18 protein-coding genes are annotated in these 17131 nt (G+C 66.6%); 3 read left to right on the top strand and 15 right to left on the bottom strand.

Annotated elements, in window-relative coordinates:
- Positions 1-40: 40 nt before the first annotated feature.
- The 12 genes from AB0N24_RS02330 to glyA all read right to left on the bottom strand — a co-directional run bounded on the left by AB0N24_RS02330 (position 41) and on the right by glyA (position 10739).
- Entirely contained in the window at positions 41-586 is a 546-nt protein-coding gene (locus tag AB0N24_RS02330) for a 2'-5' RNA ligase family protein (RefSeq protein ID WP_364120605.1), read from the bottom strand.
- Between the two features lie 142 nt (positions 587-728).
- Complete coding sequence (gene trpS, locus AB0N24_RS02325; protein WP_364119910.1) at positions 729-1772, bottom strand: tryptophan--tRNA ligase; 1044 nt, start codon at positions 1770-1772, stop codon at positions 729-731.
- A gap of 21 nt (positions 1773-1793) precedes the next feature.
- Positions 1794-2627 carry an exodeoxyribonuclease III gene (locus tag AB0N24_RS02320; protein WP_364119907.1) on the bottom strand — a complete coding sequence of 278 codons (834 nt, stop codon included), beginning with the start codon at positions 2625-2627 and terminating at the stop codon, positions 1794-1796.
- Positions 2628-2637: 10 nt separating this feature from the next.
- Positions 2638-3201 (bottom strand): hypothetical protein, encoded by a 564-nt coding sequence (locus AB0N24_RS02315; protein WP_364119904.1) that lies wholly within the window; start codon positions 3199-3201, stop codon positions 2638-2640.
- Between the two features lie 58 nt (positions 3202-3259).
- The gene (locus tag AB0N24_RS02310; RefSeq protein WP_364119901.1) at positions 3260-4123 is read right to left on the bottom strand and encodes an ABC transporter permease; all 864 of its coding nucleotides are present in this window, start codon (positions 4121-4123) and stop codon (positions 3260-3262) included.
- A complete protein-coding gene (locus AB0N24_RS02305) occupies positions 4120-5001 on the bottom strand; it encodes an ABC transporter permease (RefSeq protein ID WP_364119899.1) in 882 nt (293 codons plus the stop codon). Before AB0N24_RS02305 ends, AB0N24_RS02310 begins: the two co-directional genes overlap by 4 nt.
- A complete protein-coding gene (locus AB0N24_RS02300; RefSeq protein WP_364120602.1) occupies positions 4994-5917 on the bottom strand; it encodes an ABC transporter ATP-binding protein in 924 nt (307 codons plus the stop codon). The genes AB0N24_RS02305 and AB0N24_RS02300 overlap by 8 nt, the downstream gene beginning before the upstream one ends.
- 189 nt (positions 5918-6106) lie before the next feature.
- On the bottom strand, positions 6107-6421 hold the full coding sequence (locus tag AB0N24_RS02295; RefSeq protein WP_364119896.1) for an SHOCT domain-containing protein: 315 nt from the start codon (positions 6419-6421) through the stop codon (positions 6107-6109).
- A 148-nt stretch (positions 6422-6569) separates the two neighbouring features.
- On the bottom strand, positions 6570-7241 hold the full coding sequence (locus tag AB0N24_RS02290; RefSeq protein WP_364119894.1) for a response regulator transcription factor: 672 nt from the start codon (positions 7239-7241) through the stop codon (positions 6570-6572).
- Positions 7238-8407: a sensor histidine kinase gene (locus tag AB0N24_RS02285; protein ID WP_364119891.1), complete on the bottom strand. Its 1170-nt coding sequence runs from the start codon at positions 8405-8407 to the stop codon at positions 7238-7240. Before AB0N24_RS02285 ends, AB0N24_RS02290 begins: the two co-directional genes overlap by 4 nt.
- A 104-nt stretch (positions 8408-8511) precedes the next feature.
- Positions 8512-9423 (bottom strand): bifunctional methylenetetrahydrofolate dehydrogenase/methenyltetrahydrofolate cyclohydrolase, encoded by a 912-nt coding sequence (locus tag AB0N24_RS02280; protein WP_364119888.1) that lies wholly within the window; start codon positions 9421-9423, stop codon positions 8512-8514.
- An 8-nt stretch (positions 9424-9431) separates the two neighbouring features.
- The gene (glyA, locus tag AB0N24_RS02275; RefSeq protein WP_364119885.1) at positions 9432-10739 is read right to left on the bottom strand and encodes a serine hydroxymethyltransferase; all 1308 of its coding nucleotides are present in this window, start codon (positions 10737-10739) and stop codon (positions 9432-9434) included.
- 291 nt (positions 10740-11030) lie between these two features.
- On the opposite strand from glyA, the gene purU reads away from it, so the two are divergent.
- Entirely contained in the window at positions 11031-11891 is an 861-nt protein-coding gene (gene purU, locus AB0N24_RS02270) for a formyltetrahydrofolate deformylase (RefSeq protein ID WP_364119882.1), read from the top strand.
- Entirely contained in the window at positions 11891-12577 is a 687-nt protein-coding gene (locus tag AB0N24_RS02265; RefSeq protein ID WP_364119879.1) for a class I SAM-dependent methyltransferase, read from the top strand. The genes purU and AB0N24_RS02265 overlap by 1 nt, the downstream gene beginning before the upstream one ends.
- A gap of 69 nt (positions 12578-12646) precedes the next feature.
- Here the strand turns inward: AB0N24_RS02265 and AB0N24_RS02260 are convergent, their stop codons facing one another.
- Positions 12647-13234: a DUF2231 domain-containing protein gene (locus AB0N24_RS02260; RefSeq protein WP_364119876.1), complete on the bottom strand. Its 588-nt coding sequence runs from the start codon at positions 13232-13234 to the stop codon at positions 12647-12649.
- A 103-nt stretch (positions 13235-13337) separates the two neighbouring features.
- On the opposite strand from AB0N24_RS02260, the gene AB0N24_RS02255 reads away from it, so the two are divergent.
- Positions 13338-13856, top strand: coding sequence for a gamma carbonic anhydrase family protein (locus AB0N24_RS02255; RefSeq protein ID WP_364119873.1), 519 nt, complete (start codon positions 13338-13340; stop codon positions 13854-13856).
- Here AB0N24_RS02255 and AB0N24_RS02250 read toward each other — a convergent pair.
- Both AB0N24_RS02250 and AB0N24_RS02245 read right to left on the bottom strand, forming a co-directional pair.
- Complete coding sequence (locus AB0N24_RS02250) at positions 13853-15583, bottom strand: NAD(P)/FAD-dependent oxidoreductase (RefSeq protein ID WP_364119870.1); 1731 nt, start codon at positions 15581-15583, stop codon at positions 13853-13855. The two genes, AB0N24_RS02255 and AB0N24_RS02250, sit on opposite strands and share 4 nt — an antisense overlap.
- Positions 15580-17115 (bottom strand): amino acid permease, encoded by a 1536-nt coding sequence (locus AB0N24_RS02245; protein ID WP_364119868.1) that lies wholly within the window; start codon positions 17113-17115, stop codon positions 15580-15582. Before AB0N24_RS02245 ends, AB0N24_RS02250 begins: the two co-directional genes overlap by 4 nt.
- Positions 17116-17131: the final 16 nt, after the last annotated feature.

The raw sequence follows: 17131 nt of genomic DNA, 5'->3' as shown, positions 1-17131 counted from the left end.
TTCCAGCTTCAGCCGGGCGCGCTCCGTAGGAAGCGGAGGCTCAGCGCCGTTCTGCGCCGGACTTTCCTCGGGCGTGGTCAGTTTCGATGCCAAAGTCGAGTTCTTCCCTTAGCTGCCAAATGCCGTTGATGTCGTGCTCGTACAGCCCCATGCTAACCACAGGGAACGTGGCCCGGTAATCCTTGAGCACCGTTTCGGCCTCATCCAGGCTCTCCGGCGCCACATCGTGGGCAATGGTCACATGCGGGTGGTAGGCAAACGGCAATTCGCGTTCCAGCGGCCCGGTCTGCAGCTGTTCGTGCAGGCTCACGCAGTCGCCGAAGCCGTCTTCGACGTTCAGGAAGACCACCGGGGAAACCGGCCGGAACGAGCCTGTTCCGGCGATGGTGACCGTGAACGGCTGCTGGTTGCGCGCCACCTCACGGACATGGCTGCGGGTGGCTTCCCAGTCCTTGGTGGGCGTGGTGGTGACCAGCGTGATGTGCGCGGGGATCACCCCGGCCATGGGGTCGCCGAAGGAGGCTCGCCAGCGCTGCAGTTCCTCGGCGATGTCAGGCGGGAAACCCAGGATGACGCCGACGCTCATGCCGTCGGTCCTGGCCTGGCGGTTACCCGGCGCGGTGCCACGGACCACGGCAGCGTCATCGTCGGCGTCAACGAATTGTCCCTCCCCGCGGTATGCAGGGGAGTTTTCGCTTGCCGTGACCTTGCTGGCGGATGACATAGGTCTAGCGGACTCCGGCGAGGCTGAGGGACGGCAGGAAACCCATGCGCTCATAGACCTGGCCCAGGGTCACGGACGCGATTTCCCGGGCGCGTTCGGCGCCCTGGGCCAGGAGCCTGTCCAGCTCCGCCGGGTCCGCCATCAGTTCGTTGGTCCGGTCCCGGAGGGGCGTGATGAAGTCGACCATAATATCCGCGAGGTCCTTTTTGAGGTGGCCGTACATCTTGCCCTGGTATTCCGCCTCGAGCTCGGCGACGGACTTCCCGGTAAGGGTCGAATAAATGGTGAGCAGGTTGGACACGCCCGGCTTGGCTTCGGCGTCGAACCGGATCTCCGTTCCGGTGTCAGTCACAGCGGACTTGATGCGCTTGGCCGCGAGTTTGGGGTCCTCCAGGAGCTGGATGGAACCGTGGGGCGACCCGCCGGTCTTCGACATCTTGGCAGTCGGGCTCTGGAGGTCGTAGATCTTGGCGGTGGCCTTGAGGATGGTGGCCTCGGGGACCGTGAACGTGTGGCCGAAGCGGGTGTTGAAGCGCTGGGCCAGGTTCCGGGTCAGTTCCAGGTGCTGGCGCTGGTCCTCGCCGACCGGCACAAGGTCGGTCTGGTACAGGAGGATGTCCGCGGCCATGAGGGTGGGGTAGGCGAACAGGCCGAGGGTTGCGGCGTCCGTACCCGACTTCTGGGTCTTGTCCTTGAACTGCGTCATGCGGGAGGCCTCGCCGAAGCCGGTGATGCAGTTCAGGGCCCAGGCCAGCTGGGCGTGTTCGGGGACATGGGACTGCACGAAGAAGATGCTCTTGTCCGGGTCGATGCCCGCGGCAATGTACTGCGCGGCGACCACGCGGGTGCGCTTGGCCAGCTCGGCGGGTTCGAAGTCCACCGTGATGGCGTGGAGGTCGGGGATGAAGAACACGGCGTCATATTCGGCCTGCATGTCGACCCAGTTGCGGACCGCGCCAATGTAGTTGCCCAGGTGCAGCGAGTCCGCTGTGGGCTTGGCACCGGAGAGGATGCGTTTCTTGGTCACGGGGGAAGTCGAGCTAGTCATTGTGAGAAAAACCTTCGGGGCTCAGAGCTGGTAGTCCACTACCAGCGGTGCGTGGTCGGAGAAGCGGGTGTCCCATGACGGCGCCCGGTCCACCACTGCCGAAATCGCGGCGGCAGCAAGGGCGGGGGTGGCCATGTGGTAGTCGATGCGCCAGCCTGTGTCATTGTCAAAGGCTTTGCCGCGCTGGGACCACCAGGTGTAGGGGCCGTCGACGTTTCCCGCCAGGCCCCTGTGGACATCCCTCCATCCGATTTCTTCGCCGAAGAAGCGGTCGAAGTAGGCACGCTCCTCCGGAAGGAAGCCGGCACGCTTGACGTTGCCCTTCCAGTTCCTGATATCCAGCTCGGTGTGGCCCACGTTCAGGTCGCCCACCACGAGGGCATGGTCGCTGTGCTTTGCCAGCTCCGGAAGACGGTTGACCATAACGTCGAGGAAACGGAACTTGTCGTCCTGTTTGGGCGTTCCTGCCTCGCCGGAGTGCACGTAGGCGCTGACCACTGTCAGTGTGGCGGCTGCACCGGCGGCGTCCGTCACCCGGAAGTCTGCCTCGACCCAGCGGCCCGCGGTGGCGAAATAGTCGTCGCCGATGTGTGAGCGGGTGGCCAGCGGCTCGGTGCGGGAGGCAATGGCCACGCCTGCGCGGCCCTTGGCCTCGGCTTCCTCATGCAGGATGAACCAGCCCTCGCCAAGGAGCTGCCGAACAATCGCGTCGGGTGCCCTGACCTCCTGGAGACAGAGAATGTCCACGTCCCGGGGTTCAAGCCATTCCGCCATGCCGTTCTTGTAGGCGGCGCGGAGGCCGTTGACGTTGACTGATGCGATGCGAAGGTGGTCCTTCTTCAATGCCGAGCTCACCCGCTCCACTCTAGTCGATGATGGTTCCGCTGACGGGTTCGTCAGCGCCACCGGAGGACTTGATCATGTCCCTGGCATTGGTGGCCGTGATTTCGATGGTTTCCAGTGCGCGGCGGATGGTGTCCTGGTCTGCTGCGTCGCCCTTGGCCCGTTCCTGGTCGACGACCCGCACCTGGACCTGGACGATCTTGAAGGAGTGGTCCAGCTTCAGGTCCCGGACTTCGTCAGCCTCGCTGCGTGACTTCACCAGGCGGGTGCCGCCGTGGTCGGCACTGCCCGACGACGGTGCGCGGCCGGTCGCGGCGTTGAAGGCGTTCTGCGCCTCGTTGAGTTTGGCGGTCGCCTTCTTGGCCGCCTTCTGGATGCTGAAGACGACGAACGCGGCCAGCGCGAGCCAGAACGCGGCGATGATGGCCACAACCCAGCCCACGACGTCGTTCTGGTTGGCGGCGAAGATGACGGCAACGACGAAGGCAATGACGAAAACCATCATTCCCGGGCCGCTGATCCGGAGCATTGAGAACCCGCCCTTGGCCGGGTTGGAGGCAGAGTTAGGGTTACCCAGAGTTCGCATGCCTCCATTGTCTCAAACACGCGGCGGTGGAAATGGCCGCTTCCACCCGGGGCGAACGCTACTTCAGGAACAGCTTGCGCAAGCGCCCGGCGGTGAGCATGACCCCCAGCACGATCATCACGAGGTAGTACCCGACATGGATGGCCGTGGCGGGGCTGAAAATCCCGACGCTGATCTGCCGGAGCAGCTCCACCCCATGCCACAGGGGCATGGCCTGGATGAGCCACTGGATGTACTGCGGGTACACGCTGAGCGGGTAGAAGGTGGCGCTGAAGAGGAACATCGGGAGCATCACGAAGTTGATCCAGTCCATCTGCTGGAAGGTCTTCATGAAGCTGGTGATCCCCATCCCGAAGCTGGCGAAACCGAAGGCGATCAGCACGGACGCCGGAATCATGAGGATGGCCCAGGGCGTGGTGATCAGCCCCATGAGTCCCATGACGGCGGTGAACCCGGTGGCGTACAGCAGGCCCCGCAGCAGCGCAAGGAAGATCTCCCCCATGGCCACGTCCAGCGGCCCCAGGGACGTGTAGAGCATGCCCTGGTACAGCTTGGCGAAGTTCATCTTGAAGAAGACGTTCCAGGTGGAGTCGTACACGGCGCCGTTCATCGCGGAGACGGCCAGGAGCGCCGGCGCAATGTACGCGGCGTAGCTGATTTCCTGGCCGCCGGGACCCTGCACGGCGCCCACGATTGCGCCCAGGCCAACCCCCATGGAGATCAGGTAGAGCACCGGCTCGAAGAAGCCGGAGAGCATCACCATCCAGTTGCTGCTCTTGGTGGCCATGAGCCCGCGGGCGATGACTGCCTTGACGTTCCGTGAGTACATGGGCCCGAAGCGGCGGTTCCGTGCCGCTTCGGTGACGCTGTGGCCTCCCGGGTTGTGACTTCCTGGGTTGTGGCTTTCTGCCAGAGTGCTCATTGGCCCAGCCTCCTGACGAATTGGCGCTTGGTGAGCATCCAGCCGGCAACGGTGAGACCCGCCAGGAACACGATGTGGGCGATGGTCAGCAGCGGCGGTTCCTCGTAGCCGTAGCTGAAGACCCGGCCCAGTTCCGTGCCGTGCCAGATCGGCGAAATCCAGCCGATCCACCGCACCGCGAGCGGCAGCGAATCGAGCGGGAAGAACGTCCCCGAGAACAGGAACAGCGGGGTCACGATGAACCGCATCACCATGGCGAACTGGCCCTTGTCCTCCTTGATGGACGCGGCATAGGCCATCAACGGGAGGCCGAACGACAGCCCCGCCAGCGTGGCCACCAGGACGGACACCCAGCCCCAGCCGCTCGGCGACGCACCGAAGAGCGCCACCACCACGAAATAGATGGCGGACTGCAGCAGGAACCGCAGCGTCACGGCCATGATGTGGCCGGAGGCGATCTGTTCCGGCGTGAGCGGTGAAGCGTGCGGCCCGTAGTAGACGCGGCGCCATTTGAACCCGTCCATGACCGGGAACGTGAATTCGTTGGCTGCCGTCATGACCGCAGCCGAGATCAGCAGGGCGGGGGCAATGAACGCGAGGTAGCTGACGCCGCCGAACGCGGCCTGGCTGTTCGTGTCCACCAGGGTGGCCAGGCCAACGCCCATGGCGAACAGGTACGCCACGGGCTGTCCCACGCCGTACATCACGATGGTCCAACCGTAGCCCTTCATGACGCGGAGGACCTGCTCTGCGTAGTAGAAAGAGCCCCAGCGGCGGGCACGGGCAGCGGACACGGCCGGCGAGTGGGCGCGAAGCAGGGCGGGCGCGGCAGAACCGCGGCCGGCATCCGAAACGGCAGGCGCGGACTGATCAGTCAACGAGGCTCCTACCGGTGAGGCGGAGGAAAACATCCTCCAGGGATGACCGGCGGACGAGCGAGGTGACCGGGCGCAGTCCGCGCGCGGAGACCTGTTCCAGGGCGGCCTCGCCGTCGTGGGCGTAGATCAGCACCCGGTCCGGGAGCGTCTCCAGCCGCTCGCCGATGCCCTCCAGCTCGGCACCGATGGTGGCATTGCGTTCCGAGCCGAAGCGCAGCTCCAGGACTTCACGGGTGGAGTACTCCCGGATCAGGCTGGCGGGCGAGCCCTCGGCCATGATCCGGCCCTTGTCCACGACGATCAAACGGTCGCACAGCTGTTCGGCCTCGTCCATGTAGTGCGTGGTCAGGATGAGCGTGACGCCCTGTTCCTTGAGCCGGAACAGCCTGTCCCAGAGAATGTGCCGGGCCTGCGGGTCCAGGCCCGTGGTGGGCTCGTCCAGCAGCAGGATCCGGGGTTCGTTGATCAGCGAGCGCGCAATGGTCAGCCGCCGCTTCATGCCGCCGGAGAGTGCGTCCACCTTGGACTTGGCCTTTTCCGTCAGCTGGGCGAACTCCAGCAGCTCATCCGCTTTGGGACGCAGGTAGCTCATCGGCAGCCCGAAGTAGCGGCCGTAGACCAGCAGGTTGTCGCGCACCTTGAGCTCTTCGTCGAGGTTGTCCTGCTGTGGCACAACACCCAGGTGGGCGCGGACTTCCGGCCCGTGGCTTTCCGGGTCCAGCCCCATGATGGACAGGCTTCCCGAGGTGCGCTGCGAGACGCCGCCAATCATCTTCATGGTGGTGGACTTGCCTGCACCGTTGGGGCCAAGCAGGCCGAAGGCCTCGCCGGCCGGGACACTGAAGGAAATGCCGTCGACGGCGGTGACGTCGCCATACGTTTTGGTGAGGTTTTTGGCGGTGATGACGTAGTGCATCTGGTCGCCCTGAGTCTGGCTGCGGGATGGTTTGCTTGACAGTTCTTCGTTGGACACAAGTTCAGGCACCCACACAACGTTAGTACTCACGTTCGAACAAAGAAAGAGTTGAATCTCAAAAAATCCATTCGATTTTGTCCGCCCCGTCCCGTCCCCGGCGCCCTGCTGTTAAGGGCGCCGGAGGCGGACCTACTTTTCCTCTGCGCGGAGGACCTGCAGGCGCTGGCGGTACTCCGTTTCGTCGATTTCCCCCCGCGCGTACCGTTCGCGGAGCACTCCTTCACCGCCCTGTCGCGCCGCCCAGCGGTGGTTGGTCCGCCACGTCCGTCGGGCGATGAAAATGATCAGGCCGATGACCAGGATCCAGAACAGCGGGAACAGCAGGAACCAGGGCGAGAACCCGCCGTCGTACCACGGGGCATGGACGGCGACGCCGGCCGGAAGTTGCACCGCCGCCGCCTGCACAGCGGCGGCGCTGATGGCGGTGCTCATTGCTGTCAACATGTCAGCTCCAAACTCTCAACGAGCCGTATCTCGGCTCTGCTTCAAGTCTGGTTTGGGGACGCCCCGCCGTCGTCCGGCGACGGGAGGCACTTGGGGCGGGCGGCGTACTCCCCCGGGAGACTCCCCCTGGAGAATCCCCGGAGACGCGTCAGCTGCTCCAGCCGGGCCGGACCAGACCCGACTCATAGGCCAGCACCACCAGTTGCACACGGTCCCGGACCTGCAGCTTTGCCATGATCCGCGAGACGTGGGTCTTGGCGGTCAGCGGCGTGATGAAGAGCCGCCCGGCGATTTCCGCGTTGTTCAGTCCCTCCCCCACCAGCCGGAGCACTTCGCGTTCACGGTCGGTGATCCGGTCCAGCCCGGCGTCGGGCGGCTTGCCGGCCGCGCGGGGCTGGAGGGCCAACTGGGCCATGATCCTGCGCGTCACTGACGGCGACAGGAGGGCGTCGCCGTCGTGCACCACGCGCACAGCGCGGAGCAGTTCCTCCGGCTCGGTGTCCTTGACGAGGAACCCGGCCGCGCCCGCCCGCACGGCCTCGGCGATGTACTCGTCCAGTTCGAAGGTGGTGAGGATGATGACCCGCGTTCCAGGAAGGGCCGTATCGGCCAGGATCCGGCGGGTCGCGTCCAGTCCGTCGCCCTGCGGCATGCGGATGTCCATGAGCACGACGTCGGGGTGCTCACGTGCCGCCAGCCGGACGGCCTCGTCACCGGTTCCGCATTCAGCCACGACTTCCATGTCCGATTCGGCGTCCAGGAGCGCACGGAATCCGGCACGGATGAGTGTCTGGTCATCGGCGATCAGGATGCGGATCATTGCTGCCCTTCAATCTGAGCGACCGTATTCGGGGTGCTACCCAGCGGCAGGACCGCCTGGACCCGCCACCCCGGATGCAGCGGGAGGAACCGGACCGTGCCGCCCAGCGCCGCCGCACGCTCCCGTATCCCGGTCAGGCCGTTGCCCTCCGGTGCGCCGGCGGCGCCGCGGCCGTCGTCGTCGACCGTTATGGTGAGCTGTCCGGCGTCGGGCCCCTCCGCGGGAATTTCCAGCACGACGGCGGCGCGGCCGGCGCCGGAGTGCCTCACCACGTTGGTGAGCGCCTCCTGCACGATCCGGTAGGCCGCTTCCTCCACGGCTCCCGCGACCGGCGTGTCCGTTCCGGTGTCCGGGAGGGCCTGCAGCTTCAGGTCCAGCCCGGTACGGCGCGCGTTCTCGGCAAGTTCGGGGAGCTTGCGCAGCCCCGGCCCCGACGCCGGACGGAGCGGTGCATCGTCCCGGAGCACGCCCAAAAGCTGGCGGACCTCGTCCAGGGATTCCTTGCTCGCCGCTTTGATGGCCTCCAGGGCGGGGCGGAACTGGTCGGGATCCCGGTCCCCCAGGTGGAGTGCCACCGAGGCCCGGACGTTGATCATGGACAGCGAGTGCGCCACAACGTCATGGATGTCCCTGGCGAGGGCAAGGCGGTATTCGTCGCGGGCGGCCTGTTCGCGGGTTTCCTGCTGGCGGCGCCTTTCGGCCACCCGTTCATGGCGGAGCCGGGCGCCCTCCCCCAGCAGCACCAGGATCACCAGCCACGATGTTCCGGCCACGGCCCGGATCAGGGCACCGTCGTCGCCGGCGGCCACAAAGTGGGCCACCAGTGCGGCGGCGCAGGCCACAACCACCGTCCACGTCTGCCACCGCCTGCCGGCGGCCGCCGAGAAGACGATGGCCAGCGCCAGGGAAAGCAGCACGGGACCCCAGGGATAACCGGAGGCCAGGTACAAGAGGGTTGCCGCGGCAACCGCAGGGAGCATGACTGCCGGGGACCGCCGCCGGAGGGACAACGCTGCCGGGCCGGCGAGCAGCAGCACGAAGGCCAGGGCGTCCAGGGGCCGCGTGTCCGGCTGGCGCGCGGCGGCGAAGACCGTGCCCACCACCTGGACCACAGCCACGGCGATCACCACGAAGGCAGTGGGCGGACCCTGGAATCGGCGCGGCATACTCCGAGCCTAGCCGCGCCGACCGTCCCGCGTCGTCGGCTTAACGGCGTAGGGCGCCTACTCCCCCGGGAGTAGGCGCCCTGTTGCCTTTTCAGTCAGTCAGCTTAGGCAGCGCCGGCGCTGCTTTCCGCCGCCATTTGGCGTTCGGCGGCTTCGACCACGTTGGTCATCAGCAGTGCCACGGTCATGGGACCGACGCCGCCGGGGTTCGGCGAAATCCAGCCGGCTACTTCGGCAACGGCAGGTTCGATGTCGCCGTGGACCTTGCTCTTGCCCGTCTCGGGGTCGGTTTCACGGGTGACACCGACGTCGAGCACGGCAGCGCCCGGCTTCACGTCCGCAGCCTTGACGATGTGCTTGGCACCCGCCGCACCCACGATGACGTCTGCCTGCCGCAGCAGCTCCGAGAGGTTCTTGGTGCCGGTGTGCGTCAGGGTCACGGTGGCGTTCACGGCCCGCCGGGTGAGCAGCAGGCCGATCGAGCGGCCGATGGTGACGCCACGGCCGACCACCACAACGTGCTTGCCGGCGAGGCTGTAGCCGTTGCGCTCCAGGAGCTCGATGACGCCCCGGGGCGTACACGGCAGCGGCGAGGTGATCTCGCCGTTGACGTTGAGCACCAGCCGGCCAAGGTTGGTCGGGTGCAGTCCGTCGGCATCCTTGGCGGGGTCGATCCGTTCGAGGATGGCGTCGGTGTCCAGGTGCTTGGGCAGCGGCAGCTGCACGATGTACCCGTGGCAGGCGGGGTCCGCATTGAGTTCGTCAATGAGGGCCTCAACCTGGGCCTGGGTGGCATCCGCCGGAAGCTCACGCTGGATCGAGTTCATCCCGATCTCCACGGACTGCTTGTGCTTCATGGACACGTACAGCTGCGAGGCCGGGTCCGCGCCCACGAGCACGGTGGCGATGCCCGGGATGACGCCGTGGGCCTTCAGTGCTGCGACACGCTCAGCCAGCTCGGATTTGATGGCGGCAGCAGCTGCCTTGCCGTCAAGGATCCTTGCAGTCTGCGACATGGACGGGTTCACCACTGCTCGTGCTGCGGGTAGAGCGGGAAGTCGGCCGCGAGCTTATCCACGCGGGCCTGCAGGGCGTCAACGTCCGTAGCGGAGCCGGCCTTCAGTGCGGTGGCGATGATCTCGGCAACCTCGGTGAATTCCTCGGCGCCGAAGCCGCGGGTGGCCAGGGCAGGGGTACCGATGCGCAGGCCGGAGGTGACCATCGGCGGGCGGGGGTCGAACGGGACGGCGTTGCGGTTCACGGTGATGCCCACGGAGTGCAGGAGGTCCTCTGCCTGCTGGCCGTCCAGCTGCGAGTTGCGCAGGTCCACCAGGACCAGGTGCACGTCGGTGCCGCCGGTGAGTACCGAGACGCCGGCTTCGGCGACGTCGGCCTGGTTCAGGCGGTCGGCAATGATCTTGGCGCCTTCGAGGACACGCTCCTGGCGCTCCTTGAATTCCTCGGTGCCGGCAATCTTGAAGGCAACGGCCTTGGCGGCGATGACGTGCATCAGCGGTCCGCCCTGCTGGCCGGGGAAGACGTTGGAGTTGAGCTTCTTGGCCCACTCCTGCTTAGCCAGGATCACACCGGAGCGGGGGCCGGCGAGGGTCTTGTGCACGGTGGAGGTGACGACGTCGGAGTACGGCACCGGGCTCGGGTGCAGGCCCGCTGCCACGAGGCCGGCGAAGTGCGCCATGTCCGTCCAGAGGAGCGCACCGACTTCATCGGCGATGGAGCGGAAGGCTGCGAAGTCCAGGTGGCGCGGGTAGGCGGACCAACCGGCAATGATCACCTGGGGCTTCTCGGCGATGGCCTGCTCGCGGAGCTTGTCCATATCGACGCGGAAGTTGTCCTGCTCCACCTGGTAGGCGGCCACGTTGTAGAGCTTGCCGGAGAAGTTGAGCTTCATGCCGTGGGTGAGGTGGCCGCCGTGAGCCAGGGAGAGGCCCAGAATCTTGTCACCGGGCGTGATCATGGCCGACAGTGCTGCGGCGTTGGCCTGTGCACCGGAGTGCGGCTGGACGTTGGCGTATTCGGCGCCAAACAGTTCCTTGACGCGGTCGATCGCCAACTGCTCGGCGATGTCCACGTATTCGCAGCCGCCGTAGTAGCGGCGCCCCGGGTAGCCCTCGGCGTACTTGTTGGTCAGGACGGAGCCTTGGGCTTCCATGACGGCGCGCGGGGCGAAGTTTTCGGAGGCGATCATTTCCAGGGTGCCGCGCTGGCGGCCAAGCTCCTGGTCCAGTACGGCGGCGATCTCGGGATCGAGCTCAGCCAGCGGCAGGTTACTGACGGTGGAGGAAGTGCTGACGGAAGTCGGTGATGTAGTCACGAAAAACTCCTGGCTAGGGATGGGCGCTGCTAAGGTCAGGCTACCGGCTGTGACGTTGCTCCGCCCCTTGGTTACGGGCAGCACGGCGCCATGGGTCGGCAGCGGTTAAACTGCCTACCGGCAAAACATGACCCTCGGCCCAGGCGTACGATCCGTGGTCTTCGTAGGTGCCGCTCCCTGATGGTTAGCCATCCAACGCCAGTTGCGACCGGTTAAGCCTATCAAAAACCTTTAATGTGGACCGTCCATCCCGTCGAAAGCAGAGCCTCCGGCGCGGGTAGGCTGTTCTTCGTGACTGAAGACCAGCTGGCCTCCGCCTACGTACTGACCCTTTCCTGCCCCGACCGTCCCGGCATCGTGCATGCCGTTGCGGGAGCACTGCTCGTGGCAGGCTGCAATATTACGGACTCGCAGCAGTACGGCAGCCAGTCCACCGGCACCTTCTTCATGCGGGTTGAGGCGACCACGGCTGGTTCGCAGGCTGACGTGTACGCGGCGCTGGAACCGGTGGCGGCTGCGTTCGGCATGCAGTGGAGCCTGAACCCCGAGGGACGCAAGGTCCGCACGCTGCTGATGGCGAGCAAGTCCGCCCACTGCCTCAACGATCTCCTGTTCCTGCAGCGCTCCGGCACGCTGCCCATCGAGATCCCCGCCATCGTGTCCAACCACCAGGACCTGGCCGGGCTGGCGGAGTTCTACGGCATTCCGTTCCACTACATCCCCGTCACTGCGGACACCAAGGTCCAGGCCGAGGACGAGTTGCGGAAGATCATCGCGGAGGAAGGCGTCGAACTGACCGTCCTGGCCCGCTACATGCAGATCCTGTCCAACGACCTGTGCACCGAGCTCACCGGCAAGGCCATCAACATCCATCACTCCTTCCTGCCGTCCTTTAAAGGCGCGAAGCCCTACCACCAGGCCCACGCCCGCGGCGTGAAGCTGATCGGCGCCACGGCGCACTACGTCACGGCCGCCCTGGACGAGGGACCGATCATCGAACAGGAAGTCATCCGGGTGGACCACCGCCGCACGGCCGAACAGTTCGTGCAGATGGGCCGCGACGTGGAAGGCCGCACGCTGGCCCAGGCAGTCCAGTGGCACGCCGAGCACAGGGTGCTGCTCGACGGGAACCGCACGGTCGTCTTCAACTAGTGGTCGAGCACTTCGCCACGGAGCATGGGGGCGAGGACCGGCTGGCCGCGTTCTACAACCAGAGGGCGGTCCTTCATCCGGAGCATCCGCTGACCCCTCAGCGCGTGGAGCAGCGGGACCGGTTCATCGCCCGGCTGAAGGCCGAAGGCCGGCACGGCGTGCTGGAAATCGGCTCCGGCTTGGGGCTCGACGGGCTGAAGTTCGTCCAGTCCGGGATCCACTACACGGGCATTGACCTGTCCGAAGAGCACGTGCGGATAGCAACGTCCAAGGGACTGAACGTCTCGGTTGCCAGCGCCCGGAGCCTGCCCTTCGCCGACGGCGTCTTCCCGGCAGTGTGGAGCATGAGCACGCTGCTGCACGTCCCCAACCGGGACATTGACGACGTCGTCCGCGAACTGGTGCGCGTGGCCGCCCCCGGGGCGCCGATCGCCGTCGGACTCTGGTCCGGGGACGACGAAGAGGTACTCAACCCCGAAGACGAAATAGAGCCGCCGCGCTTTTTCAGCCGCCGCAGCGACGCAGCGCTGCGGCGGATCTTCGGCCGGCACGGCGACATCGAGGAATTCGTCACATGGCCGGAGGGCACGGGCGCTGAATCAGGCCCGGGCGCGGGTCATTGGACACAGCACTACCAGTTCCTGGTCCTCCGCACTCCCCCTGCCCAGCCCAACCCAACTAGGTAGCAGCAGGTGTCGTTTTGAGGGCTCATAACGACACCTGCTGCTACCTAGTTGGGGAAGCCGTGCGCTGTCCTATGTACCCCGACGGGCGCTGCCCATGTATCCGCCCAGGAATGCGGCCGCAATCAACAGCAGTGCCCCGATCCGGGCCAGCCGGACGCCGAGCCTGTGCTTGCCCCGGCGCCGCGCGGTCCAGGATCCGAGGAAGATCAGCACGGCCACGCCATTCAGCCCGGCGTGGACGATGCCAACCCGCTGCGTTGCCCTGCCGGCCAGCGCCCACTCGGCCCATCCGGTCAGTGCCGTGGGCGCCGCGGCCAGGACGCCAAGGCCCACCAGCCGGGTGGCTGCCCGCTGGGTCCCGGGATCCGCAAACAGGTCGAGGTACATCGCCATGAACCACGCCCCGAAGGGGACATCGGTCAGGATGCCGTGCAGGGGTATTCCGGTTGCGTCGCCATGGAGGAAGCTGCGCATCCGCGGGTTTTCGACGAGGCGGCCGGCCCGCGGCTCAGCCAACGAGACTGCAGGGTCAAGGGCCTCGAGCTGTTCAATCCGCCGCATCAATCGTCGGAACCTGCCGGCCCCGCCGCCTCCGTCCTTCCGCAGGTGAAGTCCTTGCAGCTGAAGCCCGTGAGGGCCAAAACCCCGAAGTTCCATGGCCCCATGCTAGTGAGTCAGGTCAGCGGCGTCACTAGGCACAAAGTCCGCCTGCGGAGACCCCGTACGTGGGCTGACGTGAACAGTGTCCTAGGCTGGGCTCATGGCTCCTCTCTATCCTTTTGCCGGCACCAGCCCGGATGTCCACCCTTCAGTCTTCGTTGCCCCCAGCGCCTCCGTGATCGGCAATGCCACCTTGGCCGAGGACTCCAGCGCGTTCTACGGCGTCTCTGTCCGTGCGGACACCGCCGCCATCACCGTAGGCGCCGGCAGCAACCTGCAGGACAACGTGGTGCTGCACGCCGACCCCGGATTCCCCTGCACCGTGGGCGCCCGCGTCAGCGTGGGGCACAGCGCCGTCGTGCACGGCTGCACCGTTGAGGACGACTGCCTCATCGGCATGAGCGCCACCATCCTCAACGGCGCGGTGATCGGCGCCGGCTCGCTCGTGGCGGCCGGCGCCGTCGTCCTCGAAGGAACGGTCATCCCGCCGCGGTCGCTGGTGGCCGGCGTCCCGGCGAAAGTCCGGCGCGAGCTCACCGACGAAGAGTACGACGGCGTGCAGCGCAACGCCGCGCACTACCGCGAACTGGCCCGGGCGCACCGGGAAATGCACGGCTAGTCCAGGCTGATCGGCCCCAGCGCGTCCAGCAGCTCGCCCGGGCCCGGATTCCCCGCAGCGGAGTGTCCGCCGAGGTGGTTCACCACGCCCCAGACTGCGTTGAGGCCGGTGGTCACGGCGCCCTCGGCCCAGCCGGCGGTGAACGATACGTCATCGCCGGCGAGGAAGATCCCGCGCTGGCCCTCCGGCAGTTTGTCCTGCTTGAAGTGCGTGAACAGCCGCTGCTGGTAGCGGTAGTGCCCGGGCAGGTTCGCCTTGAAGGCGCCCATGAAGTTGGGGTCCGCCTCCCACGAGACCGTGATGGGCTGGCCAATGATGTGGCTGGCGATGTCCACGCCCGGGTAGATCTGCTCGAGTGAGTGCAGCATGAGCTCCACCCGCTGGTCGGCGTCGAGCGCGAGCCACTTCAGCGCGTCGTCGTTCCAGGTGTAGGAGAGCAGGATGACGGCGGGCTTGTCCGGGCCGTCATCCAGCAGGTAGGTCGCGCGGTTCAACCGGTCGGTCAGGGTCATGGACATGACGTCGCGGCCGGTCGCCGGATCGGTGTCCTTCCAGAACGGACGGTCCACCATCACGAAGGTCTTGGAGGACTGCATATAGTGCGAGCGTTCGATTGCCGTCCACAGCTCCGCCGGGAACAATGCCTCCTCGGTGTGGATCCGGGTGGACAGCAGCCAGGACTGGCACGTGGTGACCACCGCAGGATAGGACGCCTCCCGGCCCCAGCGTTCGCGCAGGCGCAGGTCGCCGTTGGCGTCCCGGCTGATCCGGTCCACGGCACCGCGCGGGGAGCCCGAATGCAGTGACGCGAGTGACGTCCCTTCCGGCCAGTGGGCCATGCCCGACGGCGCGTGCTGCCACAGTGCCTCGGGGAGCCGCTGCGCTCCCCCTGCGATGAGGCGGTGCTGGTCATCGGCGTCCGTATAGACGACGCGCAGGATTTCGAGGATGGAGTTGGGAAAGTCCGTGTCCCAGCCGCCGGTTCCGAAGCCCACCTGGCCGAACGCTTCGCGGTGGGCGAAGCCCGCTTCCTTGAAGGACTCGCTGGCGGCGATGAAGCCGTAGAACGTCTGTTCGTCCATAAGCGGCAGGAGTTCGTTCCAGATCTCCTTGATCCTGGCCGTGTCCCGCGCACGGATGGCGTCCTGCATCTCACTGAACTTGGCGCCGTCGTTCACGGCTGCCTTCCAGGCGTCCGCCACTTCGCGGAAGAACGGCGGCAGGTCTGCCGGGGTGCTGGCGTAGTGCTTCTGCCCGGCCAGTTCGATCACGGTGCTGGAGGTGGCGGCGGCCAGCGGGTTGGGGAACTCCTGGGTCTGCAGGCCCAGCAGGTCCACATAGTGGTAGAACGCCCTGCCTGACACCGGGAACCGCATGCCGCCGAGGTCCGCCATCACGCCCGGCGCCGAAGGGAAGCTGGCGGTGCGCAGCCGGCCGCCGATCTGGTCCGCCTCGTACATGACCGGGCGGAGGCCCAGCTTCATCAGTTCGTAAGCCGTGACCAGCCCGGAGAGCCCTGCCCCGACCACTGCCACTTCGGTCCCGTACAGCTCGGGCGGGACCGACCCGAGGCCGGCCGGGTTGGCGAGGTAGTGGTCATAGCTGAACGGGAAGTCCGGGTTCAGCATGGTGATGGGGGCGTCGTTTGCCTGGCCCGGTGTTGGCCCGGCGTCCGGGCCGGGTGCGGCCGCGGGATCGTTTGCCGGCAGTTCGGTGGCGATGGTCATGAAAGGTCTGCCTTCGTCGGTTCGGTGGTGGACGGTGTTGAAGTTTCGCGCCCGCTGAGTTCACGGTATTCCTCGTGGCTGAGCGCCGCCACCCTGGAGTGGCGCCGGCCGTAGCCGAAGTAGGCTGCGAGGCCCACCAGCATCCAGATGCCGAAGACCACCCAGGTGTCGGCGCCAAGGTTGGCCATGAGGAACGCACACATCAGGGCGCCGAGGATCGGGGTCAACGGGAACAGCGGCACGCGGAAGGTGCGCTTGAGCTCGGGGCGGTTGCGCCGCAGGTAGATGACGGCAACGTTGACCAGGGCAAAGGCAAACAGGGTGCCGATGCTGGTGGCGTCCGCCAGTGCCCCGAGCGGGACCAGCCCGGCGGTGAGGGCGACGGCGATGCCCACGATCAGGGTTCCGGCAACCGGTGTGCCGGTGCGGGACGAGACGCGGCCGAAGATCCTGGGGATCAGGCCGTCGCGGGACATCGAGAGCAGGATGCGGGTCTGTCCGTAGAGGACGGTCAGGACGATGCTGGCAATGGCCAGCACGGCGCCGACGGCGAAGACCAGGGCAATCCACGGCTGCCCGGTGGTCTCTTCAAGGATCTTGACCAGGGCGGCTTCGGTGCCATCGAACCAGCCCCAGGGGCGGGCGCCGATGGCGGCGACAGCCACGAGGACGTAGATGGTTGTGACGATCAGCATGGAGAGCATGATGGCGCGTGGCAGGTCCCGCTTGGGGTTGCGGGCTTCCTCGCCGGCGGTGGAGGCGGCGTCGAACCCGATGTAGGAAAAGAACACCGTAGAGGCGGCGGCCGAGACACCGGCTGCGCCCATGGGCAGGAGCGGTTCGAAGTTGCCTGCGTTGAAGGCGGTGAAGGCTACGACGCAGAAGAAGAGGAGGATGCCGACCTTGACCACCACGATGGCGGTGTTGATCCAGGCGCTTTCCCGGGCGCCGCGGACCAGCAGGATCGTGGCCAGGACCACGATGATCATGGCCGGGATGTTCATGATGCCGCCGTCACCGGGCGGCTGGGAGATGGAGTCCGGCAGGACCTGCCCGAAGACCGCCAGGGACTCGTTCACGTACTGGCCCGCGCCCACAGCCACGGCAGCCACCGACACGGCGTACTCCAGAACGAGGCACCAGCCACAGATCCAGGCCATGCCTTCGCCCATGGTGGCATAGGTATAGGAGTAGCTGGAGCCCGCCACCGGGACCAGTCCGGCCATTTCGGCGTAGGAAACGGCAGAGAGCAGGGCGGCCAGGCCGGCGATCGCGAACGAAATCCAGATGGCCGGACCGGCCAGGGGCACCGATTCGCCAAGGATAACCAGGATGCCTGTGCCCAGGGTGGCGCCGACACTGATCATGGTCAGCTGCAGGACGCCGAAGCTCCGGACCAGTTTGGGGCCGCCATGGCCGTTTTCGGCCTCGCTGACCATCTGGCCGATCGGCTTGCGGCGCAGCAGTTGCGCAGCCAGGCCCGGACGGCGGGCAGCTGCCGGCTGCCGGCCGGTGAGTGTAGGCACAGTCATCATTGACGTCCGTTCG

This window comes from Arthrobacter sp. NPDC093128, assembly GCF_040683875.1.
GTDB lineage: Bacteria > Actinomycetota > Actinomycetes > Actinomycetales > Micrococcaceae > Arthrobacter.
Note: the sequence above shows the minus strand (reverse complement) of the source record. Positions and strands in the feature narration are given on the sequence as shown.

Bases quoted from the DNA above. Each gene is read 5' to 3' on its own strand.
- AB0N24_RS02315 (WP_364119904.1), bottom strand. From the start codon at position 3,201: ATGCGAACTCTGGGTAACCCTAACTCTGCCTCCAACCCGGCCAAGGGC.
- AB0N24_RS02330 (WP_364120605.1), bottom strand. From the start codon at position 586: ATGAGCGTCGGCGTCATCCTGGGTTTCCCGCCTGACATCGCCGAGGAA.
- trpS (WP_364119910.1), bottom strand. From the start codon at position 1,772: ATGACTAGCTCGACTTCCCCCGTGACCAAGAAACGCATCCTCTCCGGT.
- AB0N24_RS02260 (WP_364119876.1), bottom strand. From the start codon at position 13,234: ATGGAACTTCGGGGTTTTGGCCCTCACGGGCTTCAGCTGCAAGGACTT.
- AB0N24_RS02285 (WP_364119891.1), bottom strand. From the start codon at position 8,407: ATGCCGCGCCGATTCCAGGGTCCGCCCACTGCCTTCGTGGTGATCGCC.
- AB0N24_RS02290 (WP_364119894.1), bottom strand. From the start codon at position 7,241: ATGATCCGCATCCTGATCGCCGATGACCAGACACTCATCCGTGCCGGA.
- AB0N24_RS02245 (WP_364119868.1), bottom strand. From the start codon at position 17,115: ATGACTGTGCCTACACTCACCGGCCGGCAGCCGGCAGCTGCCCGCCGT.
- AB0N24_RS02295 (WP_364119896.1), bottom strand. From the start codon at position 6,421: ATGTTGACAGCAATGAGCACCGCCATCAGCGCCGCCGCTGTGCAGGCG.
- AB0N24_RS02300 (WP_364120602.1), bottom strand. From the start codon at position 5,917: ATGCACTACGTCATCACCGCCAAAAACCTCACCAAAACGTATGGCGAC.
- AB0N24_RS02250 (WP_364119870.1), bottom strand. From the start codon at position 15,583: ATGACCATCGCCACCGAACTGCCGGCAAACGATCCCGCGGCCGCACCC.
- AB0N24_RS02310 (WP_364119901.1), bottom strand. From the start codon at position 4,123: ATGAGCACTCTGGCAGAAAGCCACAACCCAGGAAGTCACAACCCGGGA.
- AB0N24_RS02280 (WP_364119888.1), bottom strand. From the start codon at position 9,423: ATGTCGCAGACTGCAAGGATCCTTGACGGCAAGGCAGCTGCTGCCGCC.
- AB0N24_RS02255 (WP_364119873.1), top strand. From the start codon at position 13,338: ATGGCTCCTCTCTATCCTTTTGCCGGCACCAGCCCGGATGTCCACCCT.